Genomic DNA, 19,666 nt, shown 5'->3' with positions numbered 1-19,666 from the left:
CCGTAACTCCAAATGCATTTTCACAAACCACCCGGCGCGTGCGGTCGGGGCAGTCGCGCAAAGTGCGCGACTGACCTAACGAACCGCGTGAGAGACGAGGACTGCAAGCCCGAAAGACGCGACACGTCGCGTCTTTCGTACTGAAGCCCGCAGTCGGGTGGGGAGGGTGTGGCCGTTGCGGTGGCGGTGCGGTCTCTCCTAGGTTTCGGCGATAGTGCGGTTCATAGCCTCAATTGCGTTTGCAGATAGTGCTGTTCATAGCCGCAGTTGAGTTTGCAGAGCCGTTCGCTTCCGAAGTGATGCACAGAGTTCGGCGACTCCAACATAGTGTCCGAAATCACAAGCGAGATTGAAGCCCTTCCGAGTCGTATCAGACCCGCCATGACAGAGACAGGCATCTCCGAGGAGTTCGCGGACCAACTCGCCAGCACCTGCCGAACCGCAGTCGGCGACTCGCTGCGGAGCGTCGTCTACTTCACGCCCGACGCGTTCGACCTCATCTACCTCCGGAGCGACCTCTACGAGGGCGACCACGAGCGAGCGCGCGAAGCCAAGCAGACGCTGGTCGAGAACGAGCGCCTCGGATTCGACTCCGCTGAAACCTACAACAAGACAGCGAAGGCGGGTTTCGAACCCGACATCGGTGAGTACGAGTTCACCATTCGAGTGTTCTCGAAGGGGTTCGTCAATCGCGTCATCGTCGGTGACCACGGCGTCCTCCTGACGACCAACGAACTCCGCATCACCGAGTTCGAAGAACTCGCCGTCGCGCTCCGCAAGCAACTCGCGGACCACGAACCGACCTGAGTGGCCGAAATACTTCTTTTCGAAGTAGTCGCGGAACATACAAGTCATTTCGTACTCACGAGCGGAGCATGGACCTCCCCGTCTCTCGCTCGACGCTGAAAATCGCGTTGGGCGTCCTCCTGCTTCTCAACCCCCTCTACATCGATGCCTTCGGTGTGGCTCATCCCAACTCCTACCGCTACGAGGCGACGGAAGTAACGTACAACCAGTCGGACGGCATCGACTACGACATCCATGCTCGCGGTATCGACAGCGACATCGCTTGTCTCGGCAACCCGCTCCCGTCCCGCAGTTGTACGCTCGAATACGCTATTTATCAGCGAGGGAACCTCACAGCAAACGTCTCGTGGGCAGGCCACGTCGAGAATTACGGCCCGAACAGCTACCAGTACGCCTACGTCGATGGCTCGTTCTACGAAGTCGAGTCCGAAGAAGTGGCCTACGACACTGGAACTGTACGGCTGACGCTGAACCGAGCGCCTGCTCGCCGAGCGATGCGATACGCTTCGACGCCCATCTCTCGGGTCAGTCACCCGGTTCGACGAGCAATCGAAACTGGGTCGGCGAAGACGCACTATGCCGTAGACGGCGCGAACGAACTCGTCCGGAAGAACGGGGACTACTACGTGGTGTACCGAGTCGAAGCCCACATCACAGATAACGAGGCGTACGAACGAGGAGAAGAACGGGACAGTTCCCGCGAAACCGGACTGACGCTTCTCGGCATCGGCGTCGGTCTCGGCTTCGTCCTGAGCGGCCAGCGCGAGCGCGTCGAAGCCGAGAAATAGGAAATGAATACTCACATTCGTGAATACTTCCACTGCGCACAAGAGCAACCTTTACACTCCTTTGCCCACTTCTCCCAGATATGAGCGAGACAGTCCTGTTAGTCGGCGGCGGCGGGCGCGAACACGCCATCGCTCGTGCGCTGAGCGACAGTTCGGCCGACCTCTACGCTTGCGCTGGCAACCGAAACCCGGGTATCGCGGCCATCGCGGAAGGCTTCGAGACGCTCGACACGGAGAACCCCACTGCGGTCGTCTCCTACGCGGAGGACGTGGGTGCGACCCTCGCCGTCGTCGGTCCCGAGGGACCGCTCGCGGCAGGCGTCGCCGACGCGCTGGACGACGCCGGAATTTACGCCTTCGGACCGGAGGCCGACGAGGCCCGCATCGAGACCGACAAGGCGTTCCAGCGGCGGTTCATGCGCCAGCACGACGTACCGGGTTGTCCGGATTTCGAGACGTTCGACGACATGGAGGCCGCCTGCGAGTACATCGACGACTACGACGGCGACCTCGCGGTGAAGCCAGCAGGGTTGACTGGCGGGAAAGGTGTGCGAGTCACCGGCGACCAGATTACCAAGGAGGAAGCGAAAGAGTACCTCCAAGACGCCGACTACGAGCGAGTCGTCCTCGAAGAGCGACTCGTCGGCGAGGAGTTTACTGTACAGGCGTTCGTCGCCAACGGCGACCTGCGAGTCACGCCCGCCGTGCAGGACCACAAGCGTGCCTACGAGGGCGACGAGGGACCTAACACGGGCGGCATGGGAAGCTACAGCGACGCCGGACTCGCACTGCCGTTCATGACCGACGAGGACTACCACGACGCCGTGAGTGTACTCGAAGCGACTGTCGAGGCGCTCGACGGCTACAAGGGCGTCCTCTACGGCCAGTTCATGCTCACTACCGAGGGCGTCAAGGTCGTGGAGTTCAACGCGCGCTTCGGCGACCCCGAGGCGATGAACACGCTTCCGGTGCTGAACACCGACTTCCTCGACGTGCTGACGAGGGCCCGCGAGGGCGACTCCCTGCCGGAACTGTCCTTCTCCCCAAAGGCGACGGTCTGTAAGTACGCCGTGCCGGAAGGCTACCCCGAGAACCCGAAAGCTGGCGCGAAGGTGGAAGTAGACGAGGAGAGCGCGGGGGACGCCATCCTCTTCTACGCCAGCGTGGACGACCGAGAGGATGGGATTTACACCACGACTTCGCGGGCCTTCGCCGTCGTGGGTGTCGCCGACTCGATTTCTGAGGCCGAGACGATTGCCGAGGACGCCCTCGCGGTTGCCGGTGAGGACGGACTGGACGTTCGCCACGACATCGGGAAGTCGGACCTCGTTCAGCGGCGCATCGACCACATGGCGGAACTCCGGGGCGAATAGACTACTTTCAAGCCTCGGCAGTGTGAACACGTTTTCGTGACCGACGAGAGCGACGAGTCCGACTCCCAAGCCCCACCTGACGACACGCCGCGCCACGACCGCATCACCCACCACGCCACGCCCGGCCCGTTCAACTCCCTGCAGTCGTGGCCCAAGGCGAAGAGTCCCCTCACCGTCGCTATCAACTACGCCGTCATCGTCCTCGCGCGTATCTCGCCGAGCCTCAAACTCAAGAATCTCCTGCTCAGTTCCATCGGCGTCACCGTCGGCGAGGGCGTCTCGTGGGGCCTCGAATCGACGCCCGACGTGTTCTGGCCCGAACTCGTCACCGTCGAGGACCACGCGATAATTGGGTACGATGCAACCCTCCTTTGCCACGAATTCCTACAGGACGAGTATCGCACGGGTGAAGTTGTCGTCGGCGAGCGCGCGATGATAGGCGCGGGAGCCATCGTCCTGCCCGGCGTCGAAATCGGCGCGGGCGCGAGCGTCGCCGCGAACTCGCTGGTGACGAGGGACGTTCCACCGGGCGCGACGGTGGCGGGCGTGCCTGCGGAACCGATGGGAAGCGAGGAGTCACCAGACGGCGGCGACGAATCCACGGAGTAGCGGCGAAAATAGCTCGTTCGCTTTCAGTCCCGAATCCGAACGAAGCCTTGCTTGAACACGCGACTGTTCGGGATGACGTGTTCTTCGCCCTCGCTCTCGATGTGGGTGACGAACACGTCCACTTCTTGGACGATGCCTCGTTCGTCGCCGACGCGAACTTTGTCGCCGATGCCGTACGGTTGATTGAGGAGGAGGTAGACGCCCGCCGCGCTCGACCGCAGGAGGTCCCAGAACGCCACCGCGCCAAAGACGATGATGGCGAGGGCGTAGACGGTGAGCAGGATGAGCAGTGCCGTCGTGGCGACGCCGACCTGTCCGAGCGCGATGAGTGCCGCCAGATAGACGATGGTGTACTTGACGACCTTCGGGATGATGCCGACCTCCGGCAACTTGACCGAGCGCAGTCGCTCGCCGACGATGAGTTCGGCCTTGTCGGCGACGACGAAGCCGATGATGAACACCAGCACCGCGACGAACAGGTCCGGGATGAACGAGAGGACGCCCTCCCAGAAGAGGCGGGCGTTCAACAGGTCCGCGATGTTCAGCGCGATGAGGATGACGACGCCGTAGATGAACCACGAACTCAGACGCGCGACGAGCGAGACGGTGTCGGTGCCGAGACTCTGGGCCGTTCGCTCGAACGGCGTGCGCTCGACTGCTTCGGGCACTCCGGCGGCGTCGAGCAGTCGCTTGTTCAGTCGGCCGATGACGTAGCCCCCGAGTCCGCCAACGAGGAGGACGAGCAACGCGAGGATGTACTGGAACTCCTCTCGGAGGAGCAGTTGCCAGTCCACTTGCATCAGTACTCCTCCGGGTCCAGTTCGAGTATCAACTCGCCGCTCTTGAACGCTCGAACCATCCCGTCACTCTCCGAGAGGACGATGGCCGTCGCGTTCGTCTCGCGGGTGACCGCACCCGCCGCCATGTGGCGTGCACCGAGGCCCTTCGGGATATCGACGCCCTCCGCAGAAGGTTCGAGGTAGCGATATGCGGAGACTATCTTCCCGGAGTCGCTGATGACGAACGCGCCGTCGAGTCGGGAGAACTCCTTCAGCATCACGTTGACGATGGGGTCGCCGACGTGGACGTGAGACTTCTCGAAGGGGTTGTAACTCAGCGGGCGGGACTTGTTCATCACTTTGCCCGCGTCGCCGACGACGAACAGCGCGCCGACGGGTTTGCCCTTCTGGCCTTTCTTCCCGAGTTCGATTGCGACTTCGAACACGTCGCGGATGACACCGGGGTCCGCCCGCGAGTTTGCGAAGAGGTCGTAGACCCCAGAGCGCATCGAGTCGCTCGCTCGCGCTCGCGTGACGGTGTCGGTTCCACCTTCGAACATGCTCACCGCGCAGACGACCACGTCGCCGTCTTCGAGATACCCCTGTTCCATGCCGCCTTCGATTCCGAATCGAATCCGTTCGTGGACGTTCTCGAACTCCAAGGGGAGTTCGACGAACTCGTCCGCGCCGACCGAGTTCTCGGGACCGACGACGACGAGTTCGACGCCGTCTAAGTCCTCGAACTGGTCGTAGTAGGACCCGCTCGGGGAGAACAAGAATGCGGCGTCGGCGTCGGCGACGAGGTCCCCCAACAGTTCGCTCAAACCAGCCATTACCCGCACTGACTCAGCGACCGGAGAAAAGGTTTGTGGAGAGAGTTATTTGCGTCCCGTCAATTTCGTAAGGTATCGGCAGGACGGCAGGCTATCGCTCGTGGTCAGTCAATGGATACTCCCCTGAGGCCGTTTACTCGTCGAAGAACTCCAAGTCGTCGTCCTCGTCGCCGCCGTCGGTTCCGACGTGTGTGGTAGTCGCCGTGTCCGCCTGCTCAGCGGGACGAGTTCCGACGACGCCGCTGACGGAGGCCGTCGAGTCGTTCTCGGCCGACGCGCCGCGAGCGGGTGCGACAGAGCCGTCAGCGGTGACGACAGCCCAGAGGACGACGACTGCGCCGACGACGTAGGCGGCGATGGCTCCGAGCGGAACGGCCGCGAACGTCGTCGCCTCTACCGCCCAGAAGAGTGCGAGGCCGCCGGTGGCGACGATAGCGCCGAGCGCCGCGACGGCACGACGTCGGCCAGTCGCCGCCCGTGCGGCGAGCGTGGCGTAAAGTGCGAGCAGGGTCGCTCCTGCGAATAGCACTCCGGAATCGACTGCTGTGGCGGGCGAGGTACCGAATCCCGCGACGACGCTGGCGGCCGCGGCCGCGAGTCCAGCGGCCGCGACGAAGCCACCGACGAAGAGGAGAGATGCCCACAAGAGGGTGGACTGGCGGCCGCCAGTGTCGTATGTGTCCGCCAGTCCTGACATACGAACGCCAACATGTCGAGAGTATAAAAAGGTGCGTCAAACCGACTCACGAGTTTGTGAATTGTTAGCAAGGTGTTGGGTTCGTATTCCGACACGAATCCAACTTGTTTCGCCCATCCTCTCCTAGGACCAGGGTAGCATTCGCAAGCGAGCGGTTCGAAGAACCCGAGCGCCGCGATTCACCGCGAGTGAGGCGAGGTTCCGGAGGAATCTCGCCGAACCGAGCGCGTCCGAGGAACCCTCGAAGGAGGCCGCGAAGCCGCCTCCGTAGGGGGTGACGACGTGATTTTGGTCCAGATTTTTATCGAGCGTTTGCCGGAGGCAAACGCTCGCAATAAAAAGGTGGATGCGCGGGACCCGATTTGAACGGGCGGACTCCTACGAGACAGCGTCCTAAGCGCTGCGCCGTTTCCTGGCTTGGCTACCCGCGCTCGCATCCCCATTTTCCCGCGAGGGCGACAAGAATGTATCGTTATCTGCGAGCGTTTATGTGGGATGGAGCCGTATTGAATTTCGTGTACCGGGCACGCGACCAAATCGAGAACAAGCGGTGGCTCGCCGACCTCCAACAGACTGCAGACCGCCTCGAGCTCGACGCTGACGCTCGCTCGCGGGCGACCGACCTCTTCCTCTCGACGGTCTCGGAGTGGGACGACGACACCAGTCCCGACTCGAAGAAAGCAGTCGTCGCCGCGAGTCTGTACGCTGGGTCGCTCATCGAAGGCGACCAGCGGTCCCAAGGCGTCGTCGCAGAAGCCGCAGGCGTCTCTCGACTGACGATTCAGCAACGGTGGAAGGAACTGCTCGAATCGGCGGGCTTAGAAGCGCCGTCGTGGTAGCAGACTACTCTCGTTTCGGCGCGCGACCGTCTCTGTCGGGGGTGAGGTTGCCGTGTTCGTCTATCTCGCCGTTGACTATGCGAGTGCTAGAGATGATGTCGCCGTCCTCGGCGATGACGTGGTCCACGACTTCGATTTGCAGGGGGTCGAGTCCCCGCTCTTCGCGGATGTCGTTGACGCGACGGCCGCCGTCTTTCGTCTCCGGCGAGACGATGAGCACGTCGAAGCCCGGTTCGGTCGCGATGCCCGTCGGCTCGTCTAGCGTGCGGACCTCGAACTCGCGGTCGTACTGCTCGGCGATGTCCGAAAGCACGGCTTCGAGGTCCTGTTTTCGCTCCTCGAACGGGCGGACGTACCGGTCCACGTGTCTCGTCTTCGGCGCGAGTTCGTCGCTCGTCAAGCCGACCGTCACGTCGCCGAGTTCGAACGCGCGCTCGAACAGCGCGCGATGACCGTCGTGGACTGGGTCGAAGGTCCCGCCCAGGGCAACCCTCATACCCCCGCGGAAGGTTCCCCGCGGCTTAGGACCTTCGGAATACGCGCCGAAAACGGAGTAATTTAGTGGGACGTCCGGTCAAAAGGTAGCGTGAGTGTTACGACTCGTCCGAATCGTCAGATGTGTCGTCTACCGTCTCGGTGTCCGCCGACTCGTCGTCGCTCTCCAACTCGTCTGAGTCGCTCTCTTCGACCTGAATGCTAACGGGGCGACTGGGTTCGGTTTCGGTGTCGGCGTCGCCGCGTTCGAGGTGGTCGTCCAAGTTGAACACTGTGTTCAGTTCGTCCTGAATCTGTCCGACGATACCGCCGACGAGTTCGCTCGGCGCGATGGCGGTGTACTCGTAGGGGTTGTTGCCCGCGCCCTCGCTCTCGCGCTTGCGACGGACGACTTTCTCCTCGGTGTGGAGTTCCGCGAGCGATTCGCGGACGGTACTCGGATAGAGACCAGTTCCCTCCGCGATTTCCTCGCTCGTGCTGTAGGGGTGCTGTCGGAGGTAGACGAAGATTCGCGCTCGCGTCTCGGTGTCGAGGACCCACGACAGCAGGTCTACGATGCCTTGGTCGAACTGGCCTACTGCTTTGTCGGCCTCCTCTTCGAGGCGGTCGCGACCCTTGCTCAGTCGCTTCTGCGCGTCTTCCCCCTCGGCGCTCCCCTCCTCGATGCCGTCGGTATCGACTGGAATCTCGTCGCTCGCGTCGTCTGCCTCGGTCGCGCCGCTCGCGTTCTCCTCGTCCGTAAACTCCTCTGGGTTGTCCTCGCGTTCGTTTTCGTCGGACATGTCCTTTCTACGAGGACAAAAGCCTCCGGCCAGTAAAAACCTTACCTACAGAACGAGCGACTCGTACAGCGCCTCGACGCCCGCTTCGTCGCGGAGTCGGCGCTGGCGAGTCGCGCCGCTCTCCTCGTCGTAGATGTCTGCAATTCCGGAGACGCCGAGGCGGTCACACTCCCGCTCGACGACTTCGCCGAGGCCGATTTTACCCTCTAAGTCGCGCCGGATGAACGAGGCGTCGTGGCCGTACCGGAGCGCGCGCCACTTGTTCTCGTCCAGTAGTTCGCGGCGGTGCCTATAACCGCTCTCGCCGTCTTCGTACCGCTCGGCCAAATCAAGGACCAGCGCGTGGGCGTACTCAACGAACGCCAGTACGCGCTCGGGGTCGGCCTGTCCGTCGGGCGTCCGAACCTCGACGGTACCCAGTTCCGTGTGCGGTCGCACGTCGTACCAGAGTTCCCCGCGGTCGTTGATAGAGTCCGACCGAAGCATCGTCCGCTCGAAGGCGTCGAACTCCTCGTAGGAGCCGAAGTCCGTCGGCATTCCGGTGTTCGGTAACCCCTCGAAAATTTTCGCCCGTGCCGACTGAAGCCCGGTGTCGTAGCCGTTCCAATACGGCGAGTTCGCAGACAGCGCGAGCATCACCGGGAGGTACCAGCGAATCTCGTTAGCGACCCAGACCGCTTTGTCGGCGTCGTCCACGCCGACGTGAATGTGCAGGCCCGCGGTCGTGTTTCTGTGCTGGGGGTACTGGATACGGTCGAGTTGCGCCCGATAGCGTTCTTTCGTGGCGTGTTGGAGTTCGCGCCACTTCGCGCCCGGATGGAGCCCCGCCGCCGCGATGCGGAAGCCGCCCGCTTCGGCGTGGTCCACCAGCGCCTGCCGAACGTCGAGCAGTGGCTCTCTGGCATCTTCGAGACGGTCGATTTTCGGCGTTTGAGTCTCGATGACGCACTTGAACAGTTCGTGGTCGAGTCGCCCGTCGAGTATTTCGGGCGGGTCGCGCTCGTAGACGAGTTCGTCAGTTCCTGCCGTCGGAACGCCGTCGTCGTCCACGACGAAGAACTCCTCTTCGATTCCCAACGTACCCATCTCTGCGAAATTTGCAGCCGAACCGGAGTCCATCCTTCGATAGTTCACGATGCGGATTATAAATAGTTCCGGCACCGGCCAATCAGGTCGAAGCGCGGGTGAACGGGTCAGACAGAACTCAGAGCGGCCGTGCGACGATACCGAGATGGTCGTCGTGATACGGGTCGAGGCGCTCGGTCTCCAGTATCTCGTACTCCGCACGAAGCGTGTCTAACGACTCTTCGAACACCGAATTGGGGTCCCGAGTCACGTCTTCGCTCCGGGCCTTGATGGCCACCAGCAAGCGCCCCTGCCCATCGTCACGGAGGAATTCTCGATTCTCGATTGCGACTCGCGCTTGCCCACGAGTCGCAACGTCCTGCACGATTGCGTCCACGTTCGACTCCACGACGTGGGCGTACGTGTCGGGTTTTCGGGCGTCCTTGAGGAGCGGGAAGAGATTCGGACGGCCCTCTGCGACGCCGACCAAATCTCGAACCGGTCGCGGCGCGAACTCGACGGCGTAGGTCGGTCCCGCGAAGTCCGCGACGTGTGAAACCGTCGTGCCGCTTGCCGCGCCGAGATAGAGAACTGCGTCCTCCCCAGCGAGTCCGGTTTCCATGCCAAGTTCGACCATCGCGCCGAGTTTCGACCGTCCGGCGTCCCAGAGTCGCCAGTCCTCGTCGGTCGGTTCGCCGTACACCGGTTCACCCTGGGTCACAAGTCGGTCACGGCCGTCGAATTGGCGGCGTTCGACGCCCGCCGGAAGTCTCGACTGTTCGTTCGCTGTCATTCGTCGTCACCACGAGTTTCTGGGGATTCGTCGTCCGTGTCTGCGTCGGGACTGTCACTTCGAATCTGGTCGATTCGGGCTTCGAGTTCCGCGTCCAGTTCGGGCTTGCGCTCGCCGGAGTAGTAATCGACGCGAGCGGCGATTGCCAGTTTGCCCGAGAGCGTTCGGGCGGCCGACCCGCGCTTTTCCGGTCGCGTGCCGCGGACGTACTCGTGGGTGAAGATGACGCCGTGCTTCGGCGAGGGTGCGTGGCCGCGCAAGTGAGCGAACAGCGAGTCCTCCGCACCCAAGACCTGCACCGTTCCCGCAGGCTTCTTCGCCAGTGATTCGAGTCCGCCAGCGAGCGAGACGAGTCGAGCGGCCAGAATCGGCCCGGCCATCGCAGACAGATTGGGCGCGACTTCCGACGTCTCACGTTCGAGGAACGCCCGCATCGACTCGCTCTCGTCGTCGAGGTCGGCGACTCGCTGGGCCAGCGAGACGAGTCGCTCGTCTACCGGCGACTCGGGGTCGCGTTCGGCGAGTTCGAGCGCGTAGTCGATACCGGTTCCGGCGTCGGGATACCGGCTTCCGGCCCACTCGGCGACTCGCTCGGCGAGTTCGTTCGCCTCTGCCGCGAGGTCGTCCATCGCCCGCACGGCGTGGACGAGTTGCTGGTCGTCAGCGCGTTCGCGCTCGGCCGCGGCCTCCCGTGCGGCCTCGACTGCCGCGGCGTGAAGCTTCGCGTAGTAGTCGCCCTCGTCCGCCGCGAATCCGGACTCGATGGCCTGTCGTGGCCAGTCGTCGGGGGCGTCTGCGCTCCCGTCCCGGATGCGGGCCGCGCCTGCGGCGGTGTCGTCGGGTGCGACGCCTTCGAACCACCCCGCGTCGCGGTCTGCAACTCGGTCCTCGGTCATACCCGACGATTGCGCGTCATCGCGTTTAAACCCACGCAAGTCGCTCGAAACGTGGCCGAGCGTTTATGCTCGCTTGCGTCGTCACGGCGTCCGGGGGAGCATGCTACGAAGAAACAAACCGCCGAAGCGACGCAGACTACCGTTCCGAGGACCACCAGACCAGGCCGCGATTCCAGTGGACGTGCGAGAGGTGGCGGAAGAGTACGTCGTCACTGCCGACGTGCCGGGGATCCGGAAGCAGGACATCGACGTCAAAGTGAAGAAGAATCGCGTGCAGATAGTCGTCGCGCCCGAGGAGCGAGGAGAGGAGGGAGAGCAGTCCCGCAGAGAAGGACCATTTGCCCAGCGGGCGCGCGAACAACAGCCGGTGAGTCGTACCATTCGCCTCCCGGAGTGGATCGACGAGAAGCGAACGAACGCGGAGTACCTCGACGGGGCGCTCCGGATTACCCTGCCGAAGCGCGAGCATCGCCATCGCGTGGAAGTGGAGTAGAGCCGAAAGAATAAGGCGACGACCGCAACTGCAAAGCCGACTCGCTGCCTCTCTCCACCGATGGAACTCAGCGTCTTCGACCAAGGACTCTCGATAGCCGACTCGCACGTCGCGGAGTCACCCGAGGAAGTTCGCGGGCAAGTCCGTGAGTACGAAAGTGGGGAGCGCGACACGTTCGACCTGACGATTACGCCGCTGGAAGGATTCTCCGGCGACGTGATGGAGGCGATGGCGGCGATTCCGTACGGCGAGACCCGAACCTACGGCGAACTGGCCGACGAACTCGACACCGCTGCCGTCGCCGTCGGACAGGCCTGTAGCCGGAATCCCGTGCCGCTAGTCGTCCCCTGTCACCGCGTCGTCGGCGCAAACGGCGCGCTGTGTGGGTACTCGGCCGACGGCGGTCTCGAACTGAAAGAGCGATTGCTACAGTTCGAAGGCGCGCTCGACTGAGCGGTCCGTTCGATTTCGACAGTTGTCCCTCGTCAGACGGTTGTCTGACATAGGAACTTTCGCAACCGATTCAGCAAGAAACGCACTGGCTAGACAGGGTTGAGGTAATACTTTTCAAACTACGGCCATAAAAATTATCTACTTACTATATCATGAGTCAATTGCGGGTTGCGCCGCGCCGTCATCCATGACTGACGTACCGCCCGTTGGTCCTCGAAGTTCGGCGTTCGCGTCTCATCCGGACGCACACGTCGGGCCGTCGAGTTCCTACCTCCACTTTCAGCTCTCGTACACTGACTGACGGGTCGAACGAGTACCACTCACTCGAACTTCTCGAACGGCTGTTCACACGCGTTGCAGTAGTGCATCGACCGGCAGAGCGACGGCCCTTTCGGGTGTTCGCGTTCGGTCTCGGTCGAACCGCAGTAGGGGCACTCAGCGCCGCTGTCTTCACCGGTCGTATCGACGCTGGGGTCTAAGCTTCCTCGTCGCATGGTTACACGCTCAGTCCGAACTCTCGCAAGTCGTCTTTCCCCTGTTCGGTGACCATCTCGATGGACCACTCGGGACTCCAGACGAGTCGGAGGTCCACCGACTCGACGCCCTCGGTGTCGGCGACTGCCTGCTCGATTTCTTCCGTGAGCATCTTTCGGGCCGGACAGCCAGTGTAGGTGAGCGTCATCTCCACGTCGGCGTGGCCTTCTCGGTCAACTTCGACGCCGTAAATCAGCCCGAGGTTCACGATGGAGACGGGCATCTCTGGGTCGTCGATGTCGTAGAGGGCGTCCCAGACGCGGCGCTCGACGCCCGACGAGCCCTCGCCAGTCGCGGGGAGGTCTTCGGGGTCTTTCCCCGCTTTCGAGTAGTCGGTGTACGCGCAGGCCGACGGCTCGTCCATCGGGTCGATGTCCTCGATGTCCTCGCAGTCGTCGGCCGCTGTGTCGAGGTCTGGGTTAAATTCTGTGTCGTAGCTCATGGTGGATGTAGTCCTCTAATTACGCCGCGTCGTCCGGGTCGGGCATTATCTTGTGCGCCTCGGTGCGACCCAACTCGCGGTAGGTGTGGGTCATGTCGTCGTAGAGGTCGAACCACGCGTCGGTGTGGTCACCGTCCCGGCCGAGATTCTCGGGCAGGAAGCTCTCGTAGTCTTCACGCAGTCCCTCGGGCGTCTCCAAGTCGAGCGTGCGCAGGAACGGAATCACGGTGTCGAGCCACTGTTCGCGCATCGCATCGAGCGATTCGGTTCGGATTCCGAGGTCCGCGACTCGCTCTTCCATTTCGTCGTCGCCCTCGAACAGCGTCAACGCGGCCGGGAGCAGGCGGTCCACGGCGTCCTGCAGCTTGGCGTGGCTCTCCTCGTCGTCGGCGAGTCGTTCCATCCAGTTCTGGGCGTGTTCGCGGTGGTAGTCCTCCTCGCCCAGTACCTTGCCGATGCGGTCGGCGATGCGCGGGTAGGAGGTGTCTTCGAGTGCCTGCAATCGCAGGTGTTCGGCCATGTCGTAGAGGTACGACCGGACGATTGGGTCGGCCCAGTCACCCGACTCGAAGGGCAGTTCGACGAGGCTCGCGTGGCGGAAGTCCGCCGGGTCGCGCTCGAAGACGAGGTCGGCCTCGCTGTAGCCGAAGTCCTCCAGCAGGTCGTACCAGAGTCGTGCGTGGCCGTACTCGTCCTGTGCGATGTTCGCCAGCGCGAGGTCGGATTCGAGCGTGGGTGCGCGAACTTGCCACTCGGTGTATCTCTCACCGATGACCAGTTCGTCGTCGGCGAGTCGGTAGAGCAGGTACTCGACCGCTTCCTGTTCCTCTTCATCCAGTTCGTTCGGGCCACCAAGCTGTGATTGCTCGACTGCCATCAGTCGTCACTCTCCTGTGCGGCCTTGGTTCGTGCGTCTGCTTCCTGCTCACTCTCGGAGTCCGCAATCTCCTGTGCGAACGCGGCGTCTAAGTCCTTGTAGCCCATGACCCAGCGGTAGGACTTGTCGGTCGTACCGCCGAACTTCGCGTCTTCCGTATCGACTTCGCCGATTTCGTCTTTCGGAACGACCCAGATGCTGTTGGTCGGCTTGCGCCGCCCGTGCTGAATCTGGGCGAACAGCTTTGCCATCTCGCGGTCCGGTGCGTGGACGTTCCCGCAGTGGGTGTGGTACTTGCCCGCTTCCTCCTGTCGGAACACTTCCCAAATCATGGTTAGTCAGCCGCCTGCGGGGTCTGACCCGCGCCTTTCGCTTCCCAGTCGTCCAAACTCTCGCGGACCCACTCGACCGCTTCTTGAGTGCGCTCGCGCTTGCCGATCTGCTCGTGACTGCCCGGTGCGTCGTTCTTGGCGATGGTGAAGAACTCGTCCCAGTCGAGGTCTTCTTCGACGACTTCGTACGTGCCGTCGTCGTTCTCCTCGAAGCGGGGATGCTCCGGGATTTCGAGTCCGTACTTCTTGGCCTTCGGGACGTAAGCGTTGAAGAACGCGTTTCGCAGTTCGTCGTTGGTCATCGTCTTCAGCCCCACGGCCGCCGAGAAGTCGTGGTGCGTGGACTTGTCGTTGGTCGGACCGAAGAACTGGATGATGCGGGGCCACCACTGCTCGAAGGCGTCCTGGAGCATCTCCTGTTCTTTCTTCGAACCGGTCGCCAACTCACGCATGATGTCCTCGCCGTGTTTGACGTGGAAGCCCTCCTCGAAGCATACTTTGTCCATGGCGTGGGCGTAGGGTTCCCAACTCGTGCGCTTCAGCGTGGCTTGGCGGCGCATCGCCGCGCCGTCTACGAAGAAGGCGATCATCGGCACTTCCGCCCACGACTCCATCGGGTAGTGGAAGCAGTTGAGGAACTTGCCTTCGCCGTTGGCCAACTCGTCCAGCATCTGCTCGCGGGTCTTGATGCCGAGCGACTCTGCGGCGCGGTAGAGCAGTTGCCCGTGGCCGATTTCGTCCTGTACCTTCGCGGAGAACGCCAGCTTTCGGTCGAGGCTCGGGGCCTGTCGGATGAACGGGCGTTCGAGGTACGCGCCCATGATTTCGCTGTTCGCGTGGAACTGAATCATCCGCGTGGCCGCCTTCCGGTACTCCTCCGGCATGTCGTCGTGCGGACTGAATTCGCGCGGTCCGGCGCGCTCTTTGACTTGCTCGATATCCATACCAGAACCTTGAATCCCGCCCACCATACTAATTGACCCGCCTATAGACTGGGTTTAAATACTATGCGCGCGAATATGAACTATGGAGAGGTATCGATGGCTAACTTTTAATCAGCGACGACCGGTGAGACGTTCACTATCGGGCGGGACTGAAAGGGGCCGGTCGCTCGCGTCCGGAGGACGTGGTCGTTCAGCGACCTCTATCCGCGCGGTTTGCGGATATGTCGCTGAACGACCGCGAGCGGGCGGGGGCTTTCGAAGAAGCAGAAGTAGTGGTGTTCGCTTCGAGCGAGCGACCGGGGACCTTCGAAGAGGTGGAAAATGATAGACGAATGCCTCGTCGTCGAGTTCAGCGTCACCGGAGACGACTGCCCGCTCGCAGACGCCACCAGAAAAACAAACACCACCGTAGACGCACGCCCCCCACAACTTCGGCACGACGACAACGCCCTGCTCCGATTCAGCGCGAGCAAAGGAGCCGAAGAACTCGCCGAAACCCTCGACACAGACGACCGGATTCGGTACCTCCACACCTCCAGCACCGACAGTCGGACCAATTTCCGGTGTCTCTCGAAACACCCCTGCGTCGTCCACGAACTGACCGACGCTGGGTTCATGGCCGAGACGCTCCAGTACCGGGAAGGCGTCGAGCGCCACACCGGCGCGGTCGTCGGTCACGACGTGTTACAGGGCGTCCTCGCGGCGGCCGCCGAAACCGTCGGGGTCTCCCTCGAACGGGTCTTCCCACTCGGGAGCGAGGACGACGAGGCAGTGGCTCAGCGGTGGGACGTGACGCCTGCACAGGAGTCGGCGCTTCGGAAAGCACTGGACATGGGCTACTTCGCGGTGCCGAAGAAAGTGACTGCTTCGGAGGTTGCGGAGGAGTTGGGCATCAGCAAGTCAGCGTTTCTGGAACGCCTTCGTCGCGGGCAAGCAGTGCTGTTCGAGCAGGTGTTCGGGTAGGAGGGTCATCGAATCTGGCGTGCTATCGTTCGTACGGCCAATTCGGGTCGCGGCCCTCCTCTGCGGTCGGTTCACGCGTGGACGCTATCAATTCCCGGTGACAGGCTCCGAACTCCCGAAAGTTCTCTCTGGCTTCTCGAAGTGAGACCGGATTTGCACCGTCCCCTGAGAGGGGATTTTCGAGTTGGATCAAATCATCTTCCCAGCAGCAAACGTCACAGACCGAAAAGCGCGTTTGGCGTGGATACCGGGGCAAGGTTCGATACCCACAAACCGGACAGAATCCACGGTGGTCAGTCCCTTCAGACATCCGTCTCGCTTGGAGTTACGATTCGACCACGATTCTCCCGTCCAACTCCGCAACCACGCCGACCTCTCTCGCGTACTCGACCAGCGCGTCGTACTGGACGCCCCAACTCGATTCGCGGTCGTCCCAACTCAGTGCCGGGAACTCGTCGGCGATGAGAACGTAGCCAGTCGTCGCCAGTGTGTAGGTCGCTTCCGAGTCGAGCGGGTCGCCGCCGATGCGAATCTCTCGTATCTCTTTTTCGTCGCGGTCCCAGACGAGGGTCAGTCCCGCGAAATGACCCCACCACATCACCTCCGTATCGTGGCGTGCGGCGCGCTCGTCGGTCGCGATAGACTGGTCGATGAGTTCCCGAAGCGTTCCGCCCGAGACGGACGCTGTGCGGAGGTGGGCCTCGAACGGTGCCAATCCTCGCAAATCAGCCACTGTCATCTCGCCAACGAACGGGTCGCCTTCTCTGAGCATACCGGTGTCGAAGAAGCTCAGGTCGGCGTCGGTCGCCCACAGATAGGCGTCGGCGACGAAGTTCTTGATTCGGGTCTCTCCGGCGAAGTTCTGCTCACGGTCGCGGGGAAGCGGTTCGGGGGCGCGCCCGACGACTTCCGCGAGACCGGTCTGTTCCATTCGCTCGCGCAACTGCTCGGCGACCGACTCGTCCAGCGGCGCGTCGGGGACTTCGTGACGCGTGGCCGATATCTGCTCGCCTAATTCCACTTCCCAGACGATTCGGCCGTTCGCGCCGGGTCGGACGACGAGCGTGCCGTCGCTTCGCTCGCGTTGCTCTCTGTGGATGTGCCCCGCCAAAATCACGTCTACGTCGGTTTCGGTGAGCCTTTCTAACTGTTCGTCGCCGACGTGTGCCAGCGCGACGACCCAGTCAACGCCCGCCTCACGGAGTTCCGCTGTGGCTTCTCGAACTGCCAGTTTGGGGTCCGAGACGGTGAGTGAGTCCGGAACCGACGAACCTGGGTCGGTCACGCCGACGAAGCCGACGGTTTCTCCGTCGCGCTCGACGATGGCGGTAGAGGTTGTGTCAGGAGCTACTTCCTCGCCATCCTCGATATTTGCGCTGACCCACGTCTGGGGCGACTCCGCGACAACCCGGCGCGTCGCTTCCAACTCGAAGTCGAAGTCGTGGTTGCCGAGCGTCTCGACAGTCGGTTCGACGGCACGGAAGAAGTCCAACGACTGGCGGCCGTCGGTCTCCATCGCCAGCACGCCCGGCCCGACGTTGTCGCCGGTTCCGACGACGACGGTACTGTCGTCGCGCTCGGACTGGAGAAGACCAGCCAAGCGGCCGATGCGCTCCGGGCGGTCGTAGGCGTTCTCTACGTCGGAGTAGTGCAGTAGTCGCATGGGTGGAGGGCGGGAAACGTTTCGCTATCCGGTTTTGTAGACGCCACGGGCGTCCGCGACTTTGGTGCCGTCTTCGGCGAACACGTCAACGTCTACGACGCCCACGTCGCCGCCGTACCGGACTACGTCGGCCTCGGCGTTGAGGTCGCCGGTTCCGGCTTCCAGATAGTCGATTCGCATGTCGATGGTGGGAACTGGCTGGTCGGCCAGCGAGACGAGTGCCGCGCCGCCGACGGTATCGGCGAGCGTGAAGGTGACGCCGCCGTGGGCCATCATCCGGTCGGCGTTCCACGACAGTTCCTCGCGCATCTCGATTCGGCCCTCCGCGTGGCCGTCTTCGACTTCCGTTACCTCGACGCCGAGCAAGTCGGCGAACGGCATCTCCTCGAAGAACTTCTCCGGGTCCATACCTGATGTCGCACGAGCGAGCAATTAAATGTGCAGGAAGCCACGTCCGAGATATGCACGTCACCGACGACGACGGCGTTCGGACGATTACGTTCGACCGCCCCGAAGTGATGAACGCCTTCACGACCGAGACGGCAGAAGAGTTGGCCGACGAACTGGCCAAGGTAAGTCCCGACGACCACGACGCGGTCGTATTGACAGGCGACGGCGACGCCTTCAGCGCGGGCGGCGACATCCAGTCGATGGCCCAGCGCGAGGAGAACACCGCCGAAGCCTACGAGCGAGTGACCGAGACGTTCGGCCGCGTCGTCGAAGAAGCACTCTCCGCGCGCGTTCCAATCGTCGCCAAGGTCAACGGCGACGCCGTCGGCGCGGGACTCGCGCTCGCGGCGGTCAGCGACTTCGCATACGCCGTCGAGGACGCGACGTTCGGGTGTGCGTTCGTCCGCGTCGGCCTGATTCCGGACACGGGCGGCACCTTCCTCCTGCCCAGACTCGTCGGCCTTCGGACTGCGAAGCAACTAGCGTTCACTGGCGAGTTCTTCGGTGCCCGCGAAGCCGCCGAGATGGACTTGGTCAACGAGGCAGTTCCCGCCGACGAGTTAGACGAGACGGTCGAAGACCTGCTCGACACGCTCCGGAAGCGCCCGACAACGACTATCGGCCTCGCAAAGCGCGCTATCCACCAGAACATGGGTAAGGGTTGGCGCGAGGCGGCCGACTACGAGAACGTCGTCCAATCGCAAGCGTACGACACGCCCGAACACGCGGAGGGCGTCGATGCATTTCTGGAAGGACGGGACCCCGACTTCAACTGATATGGCCCTTCGAGCGATGGGACTACACTCAAGAGGGCAGGGCGACTATTCACAGTCGTGTCCGATTCTTTCGACGGAGTAGACGACCCCACCGAGCCAGAGGACTTCGACGCACCGACCGTTACTTGCACGCGTTGTGACTGCGAGTGGGACCTCAGCAAGGAGTTCGAGGAATTAGGCGTCGGCAACCACGCCGTCGAACAGTTCGCACTCGACCACAATCGCCACACCGGTCACTTCCCCGACGACATTACGACGTGGCGGGCGGCCTGTCGGCACTGCCCCGAAGAAGTCGAGCGACTCGCGCAAGACGCCGTCACTCGCTGGGCGGAGACCCACGCTCGACATACGCGCCACAGTATCGAGATACGACACGCCCGTAGCGACGAGGTAACCGTCGTCGATTCGTCGTCCAGTAACTGACGCGACGAAGTAATTCACAAAGATGTTTCTGCTATATTTTATTGTAGGAAAGTTATTTAATACTATAGATTAGATATGAATGCAGGTGTTCGGTGTGAAAACTGAATACCGAGAGAGAATTCCGCATGAAAGTCACAACGAAACTGCTGTTCACCACGGCTGTACTGCTCGCAGGGTTCGGTCTCGCGACGGCACCAGTAATGGCCGCCGACGCCCCGATTACTGCGGACGAACCAATTACGGTAAGCGGGCCAATCACTGCTGACGCTCCGATTACTGCGAGTGCGCCTATCACGAACAGTCCGATTACGGCCGACGCTCCGATTACGGCGAGCGCCCCGATTACGGTTAGCTCCCCAATTACGGCCGACGCGCCTATCACCGCGAGTGCACCGATTACGGTCAGTTCCCCGATTACGGCGGACTCGCCAATCACGGCCGCCTCGCCAATCACGGCGTAGCGACGCTCGTATCGCCCTTCGAAACACACCGATAGTTCAGTATCGGCCGTTGCATTCCGTGTCGGCCGCTGAATTCGGGACGCGCAATTTTTCGCCGTC

The 19,666-nt window shown here is 62.5% G+C and carries 27 protein-coding genes and 1 tRNA gene; 11 read left to right on the top strand and 17 right to left on the bottom strand.

The annotated features are described in order from the left end of the window. The first annotated feature begins 381 nt into the window (after nt 1-381). The 4 genes from F7R90_RS06275 (at nt 382) to F7R90_RS06260 (ending at nt 3,577) form a co-directional block, all read left to right on the top strand. The gene (locus F7R90_RS06275) at nt 382-807 is read left to right on the top strand and encodes a DUF7522 family protein (RefSeq protein WP_158056404.1); all 426 of its coding nucleotides are present in this window, start codon (nt 382-384) and stop codon (nt 805-807) included. A gap of 68 nt (nt 808-875) precedes the next feature. Next, nucleotides 876-1,595 (top strand): hypothetical protein, encoded by a 720-nt coding sequence (locus F7R90_RS06270; protein ID WP_158056403.1) that lies wholly within the window; start codon nt 876-878, stop codon nt 1,593-1,595. 80 nt (nt 1,596-1,675) lie between these two features. Next, complete coding sequence (gene purD / locus F7R90_RS06265; protein WP_158056402.1) at nt 1,676-2,968, top strand: phosphoribosylamine--glycine ligase; 1,293 nt, start codon at nt 1,676-1,678, stop codon at nt 2,966-2,968. Between the two features lie 36 nt (nt 2,969-3,004). Next, a complete protein-coding gene (locus F7R90_RS06260) occupies nt 3,005-3,577 on the top strand; it encodes an acyltransferase (protein WP_158056401.1) in 573 nt (190 codons plus the stop codon). Nucleotides 3,578-3,600: 23 nt separating this feature from the next. Here F7R90_RS06260 and F7R90_RS06255 read toward each other — a convergent pair whose 3' ends face one another. The 4 genes from F7R90_RS06255 to F7R90_RS06240 form a co-directional block, all read right to left on the bottom strand. Then, the gene (locus F7R90_RS06255; protein ID WP_158056400.1) at nt 3,601-4,377 is read right to left on the bottom strand and encodes a mechanosensitive ion channel domain-containing protein; all 777 of its coding nucleotides are present in this window, start codon (nt 4,375-4,377) and stop codon (nt 3,601-3,603) included. Further along, nucleotides 4,377-5,189 carry a diadenylate cyclase DacZ gene (gene dacZ / locus F7R90_RS06250; RefSeq protein WP_158056399.1) on the bottom strand — a complete coding sequence of 271 codons (813 nt, stop codon included), beginning with the start codon at nt 5,187-5,189 and terminating at the stop codon, nt 4,377-4,379. Before dacZ ends, F7R90_RS06255 begins: the two co-directional genes overlap by 1 nt. A 133-nt stretch (nt 5,190-5,322) precedes the next feature. Then, on the bottom strand, nt 5,323-5,886 hold the full coding sequence (locus F7R90_RS06245) for a hypothetical protein (RefSeq protein ID WP_158056398.1): 564 nt from the start codon (nt 5,884-5,886) through the stop codon (nt 5,323-5,325). Between the two features lie 347 nt (nt 5,887-6,233). Next, nucleotides 6,234-6,317: transfer RNA gene (locus F7R90_RS06240), tRNA-Leu, on the bottom strand. Nucleotides 6,318-6,401: 84 nt separating this feature from the next. Here F7R90_RS06240 and F7R90_RS06235 point away from each other — a divergent pair. After that, nucleotides 6,402-6,725 (top strand): transcription initiation factor IIB family protein, encoded by a 324-nt coding sequence (locus tag F7R90_RS06235; protein WP_158056397.1) that lies wholly within the window; start codon nt 6,402-6,404, stop codon nt 6,723-6,725. Between the two features lie 4 nt (nt 6,726-6,729). Here F7R90_RS06235 and F7R90_RS06230 read toward each other — a convergent pair whose 3' ends face one another. The 5 genes from F7R90_RS06230 to F7R90_RS06210 all read right to left on the bottom strand — a co-directional run bounded on the left by F7R90_RS06230 (nt 6,730) and on the right by F7R90_RS06210 (nt 10,756). Then, entirely contained in the window at nt 6,730-7,221 is a 492-nt protein-coding gene (locus tag F7R90_RS06230; RefSeq protein ID WP_158056396.1) for a phosphopantetheine adenylyltransferase, read from the bottom strand. A gap of 97 nt (nt 7,222-7,318) precedes the next feature. Beyond that, nucleotides 7,319-8,002, bottom strand: a complete 684-nt coding sequence (locus tag F7R90_RS06225) for a winged helix-turn-helix domain-containing protein (RefSeq protein WP_225741276.1) — start codon at nt 8,000-8,002, stop codon at nt 7,319-7,321. A 45-nt stretch (nt 8,003-8,047) separates the two neighbouring features. Then, complete coding sequence (locus F7R90_RS06220) at nt 8,048-9,121, bottom strand: glutamate--cysteine ligase (protein WP_158056395.1); 1,074 nt, start codon at nt 9,119-9,121, stop codon at nt 8,048-8,050. 85 nt (nt 9,122-9,206) lie between these two features. Continuing rightward, nucleotides 9,207-9,860, bottom strand: coding sequence for a fibrillarin-like rRNA/tRNA 2'-O-methyltransferase (locus tag F7R90_RS06215; RefSeq protein WP_158056394.1), 654 nt, complete (start codon nt 9,858-9,860; stop codon nt 9,207-9,209). Next, nucleotides 9,857-10,756: an NOP5/NOP56 family protein gene (locus F7R90_RS06210; protein ID WP_158056393.1), complete on the bottom strand. Its 900-nt coding sequence runs from the start codon at nt 10,754-10,756 to the stop codon at nt 9,857-9,859. The genes F7R90_RS06215 and F7R90_RS06210 overlap by 4 nt, the downstream gene beginning before the upstream one ends. A gap of 100 nt (nt 10,757-10,856) precedes the next feature. On the opposite strand from F7R90_RS06210, the gene F7R90_RS06205 reads away from it, so the two are divergent. Together F7R90_RS06205 and F7R90_RS06200 are read left to right on the top strand one after the other, a co-directional pair. Then, nucleotides 10,857-11,249 (top strand): Hsp20/alpha crystallin family protein, encoded by a 393-nt coding sequence (locus F7R90_RS06205; protein ID WP_192498419.1) that lies wholly within the window; start codon nt 10,857-10,859, stop codon nt 11,247-11,249. 60 nt (nt 11,250-11,309) lie between these two features. Continuing rightward, on the top strand, nt 11,310-11,702 hold the full coding sequence (locus tag F7R90_RS06200; RefSeq protein WP_158056391.1) for a methylated-DNA--[protein]-cysteine S-methyltransferase: 393 nt from the start codon (nt 11,310-11,312) through the stop codon (nt 11,700-11,702). 320 nt (nt 11,703-12,022) lie between these two features. On the opposite strand, the gene paaE is transcribed toward F7R90_RS06200, so the two are convergent. From paaE to paaA, 5 genes are all read right to left on the bottom strand, one after another. Then, nucleotides 12,023-12,196: a 1,2-phenylacetyl-CoA epoxidase subunit PaaE gene (paaE, locus tag F7R90_RS22090; protein ID WP_192498418.1), complete on the bottom strand. Its 174-nt coding sequence runs from the start codon at nt 12,194-12,196 to the stop codon at nt 12,023-12,025. 2 nt (nt 12,197-12,198) lie between these two features. Then, entirely contained in the window at nt 12,199-12,600 is a 402-nt protein-coding gene (paaD, locus tag F7R90_RS06195) for a 1,2-phenylacetyl-CoA epoxidase subunit PaaD (RefSeq protein WP_368408560.1), read from the bottom strand. A 97-nt stretch (nt 12,601-12,697) separates the two neighbouring features. Beyond that, the gene (gene paaC / locus F7R90_RS06190) at nt 12,698-13,555 is read right to left on the bottom strand and encodes a 1,2-phenylacetyl-CoA epoxidase subunit PaaC (protein ID WP_158056389.1); all 858 of its coding nucleotides are present in this window, start codon (nt 13,553-13,555) and stop codon (nt 12,698-12,700) included. Then, nucleotides 13,555-13,887, bottom strand: coding sequence for a 1,2-phenylacetyl-CoA epoxidase subunit PaaB (gene paaB / locus F7R90_RS06185; protein ID WP_158056388.1), 333 nt, complete (start codon nt 13,885-13,887; stop codon nt 13,555-13,557). Before paaB ends, paaC begins: the two co-directional genes overlap by 1 nt. A 2-nt stretch (nt 13,888-13,889) precedes the next feature. Further along, nucleotides 13,890-14,831, bottom strand: a complete 942-nt coding sequence (gene paaA / locus F7R90_RS06180) for a 1,2-phenylacetyl-CoA epoxidase subunit PaaA (RefSeq protein WP_158056387.1) — start codon at nt 14,829-14,831, stop codon at nt 13,890-13,892. A 321-nt stretch (nt 14,832-15,152) separates the two neighbouring features. Between paaA and F7R90_RS06175 the strand changes: the two genes are divergently transcribed. After that, entirely contained in the window at nt 15,153-15,794 is a 642-nt protein-coding gene (locus tag F7R90_RS06175; protein ID WP_158056386.1) for a helix-turn-helix domain-containing protein, read from the top strand. A 22-nt stretch (nt 15,795-15,816) separates the two neighbouring features. On the opposite strand, the gene F7R90_RS06170 is transcribed toward F7R90_RS06175, so the two are convergent. Genes F7R90_RS06170 through F7R90_RS06160 form a run of 3 tightly spaced genes read right to left on the bottom strand, consistent with a single transcriptional unit; the run spans nt 15,817 to nt 17,865 of the window. Continuing rightward, on the bottom strand, nt 15,817-16,104 hold the full coding sequence (locus F7R90_RS06170) for a CPCC family cysteine-rich protein (RefSeq protein WP_158056385.1): 288 nt from the start codon (nt 16,102-16,104) through the stop codon (nt 15,817-15,819). A gap of 15 nt (nt 16,105-16,119) precedes the next feature. Further along, nucleotides 16,120-17,457 (bottom strand): bifunctional metallophosphatase/5'-nucleotidase, encoded by a 1,338-nt coding sequence (locus F7R90_RS06165; RefSeq protein ID WP_158056384.1) that lies wholly within the window; start codon nt 17,455-17,457, stop codon nt 16,120-16,122. A 24-nt stretch (nt 17,458-17,481) separates the two neighbouring features. Beyond that, on the bottom strand, nt 17,482-17,865 hold the full coding sequence (locus F7R90_RS06160) for a PaaI family thioesterase (RefSeq protein WP_158056383.1): 384 nt from the start codon (nt 17,863-17,865) through the stop codon (nt 17,482-17,484). 53 nt (nt 17,866-17,918) lie between these two features. Here F7R90_RS06160 and F7R90_RS06155 point away from each other — a divergent pair, with 53 nt between their 5' ends. The 3 genes from F7R90_RS06155 (at nt 17,919) to F7R90_RS22625 (ending at nt 19,567) form a co-directional block, all read left to right on the top strand. Beyond that, nucleotides 17,919-18,683, top strand: a complete 765-nt coding sequence (locus F7R90_RS06155) for an enoyl-CoA hydratase/isomerase family protein (RefSeq protein WP_158056382.1) — start codon at nt 17,919-17,921, stop codon at nt 18,681-18,683. Between the two features lie 57 nt (nt 18,684-18,740). Then, complete coding sequence (locus F7R90_RS06150; protein WP_158056381.1) at nt 18,741-19,106, top strand: hypothetical protein; 366 nt, start codon at nt 18,741-18,743, stop codon at nt 19,104-19,106. Between the two features lie 125 nt (nt 19,107-19,231). Next, entirely contained in the window at nt 19,232-19,567 is a 336-nt protein-coding gene (locus tag F7R90_RS22625; RefSeq protein ID WP_233752302.1) for a hypothetical protein, read from the top strand. Nucleotides 19,568-19,666: the final 99 nt, after the last annotated feature.

Source organism: Halorussus halophilus, from assembly GCF_008831545.1.
Classification (GTDB): Archaea; Halobacteriota; Halobacteria; order Halobacteriales; family Haladaptataceae; genus Halorussus; species Halorussus halophilus.
The sequence above is the reverse complement of the archived record's forward strand: the minus strand, read 5'-3'. Positions and strand labels throughout refer to the sequence as shown.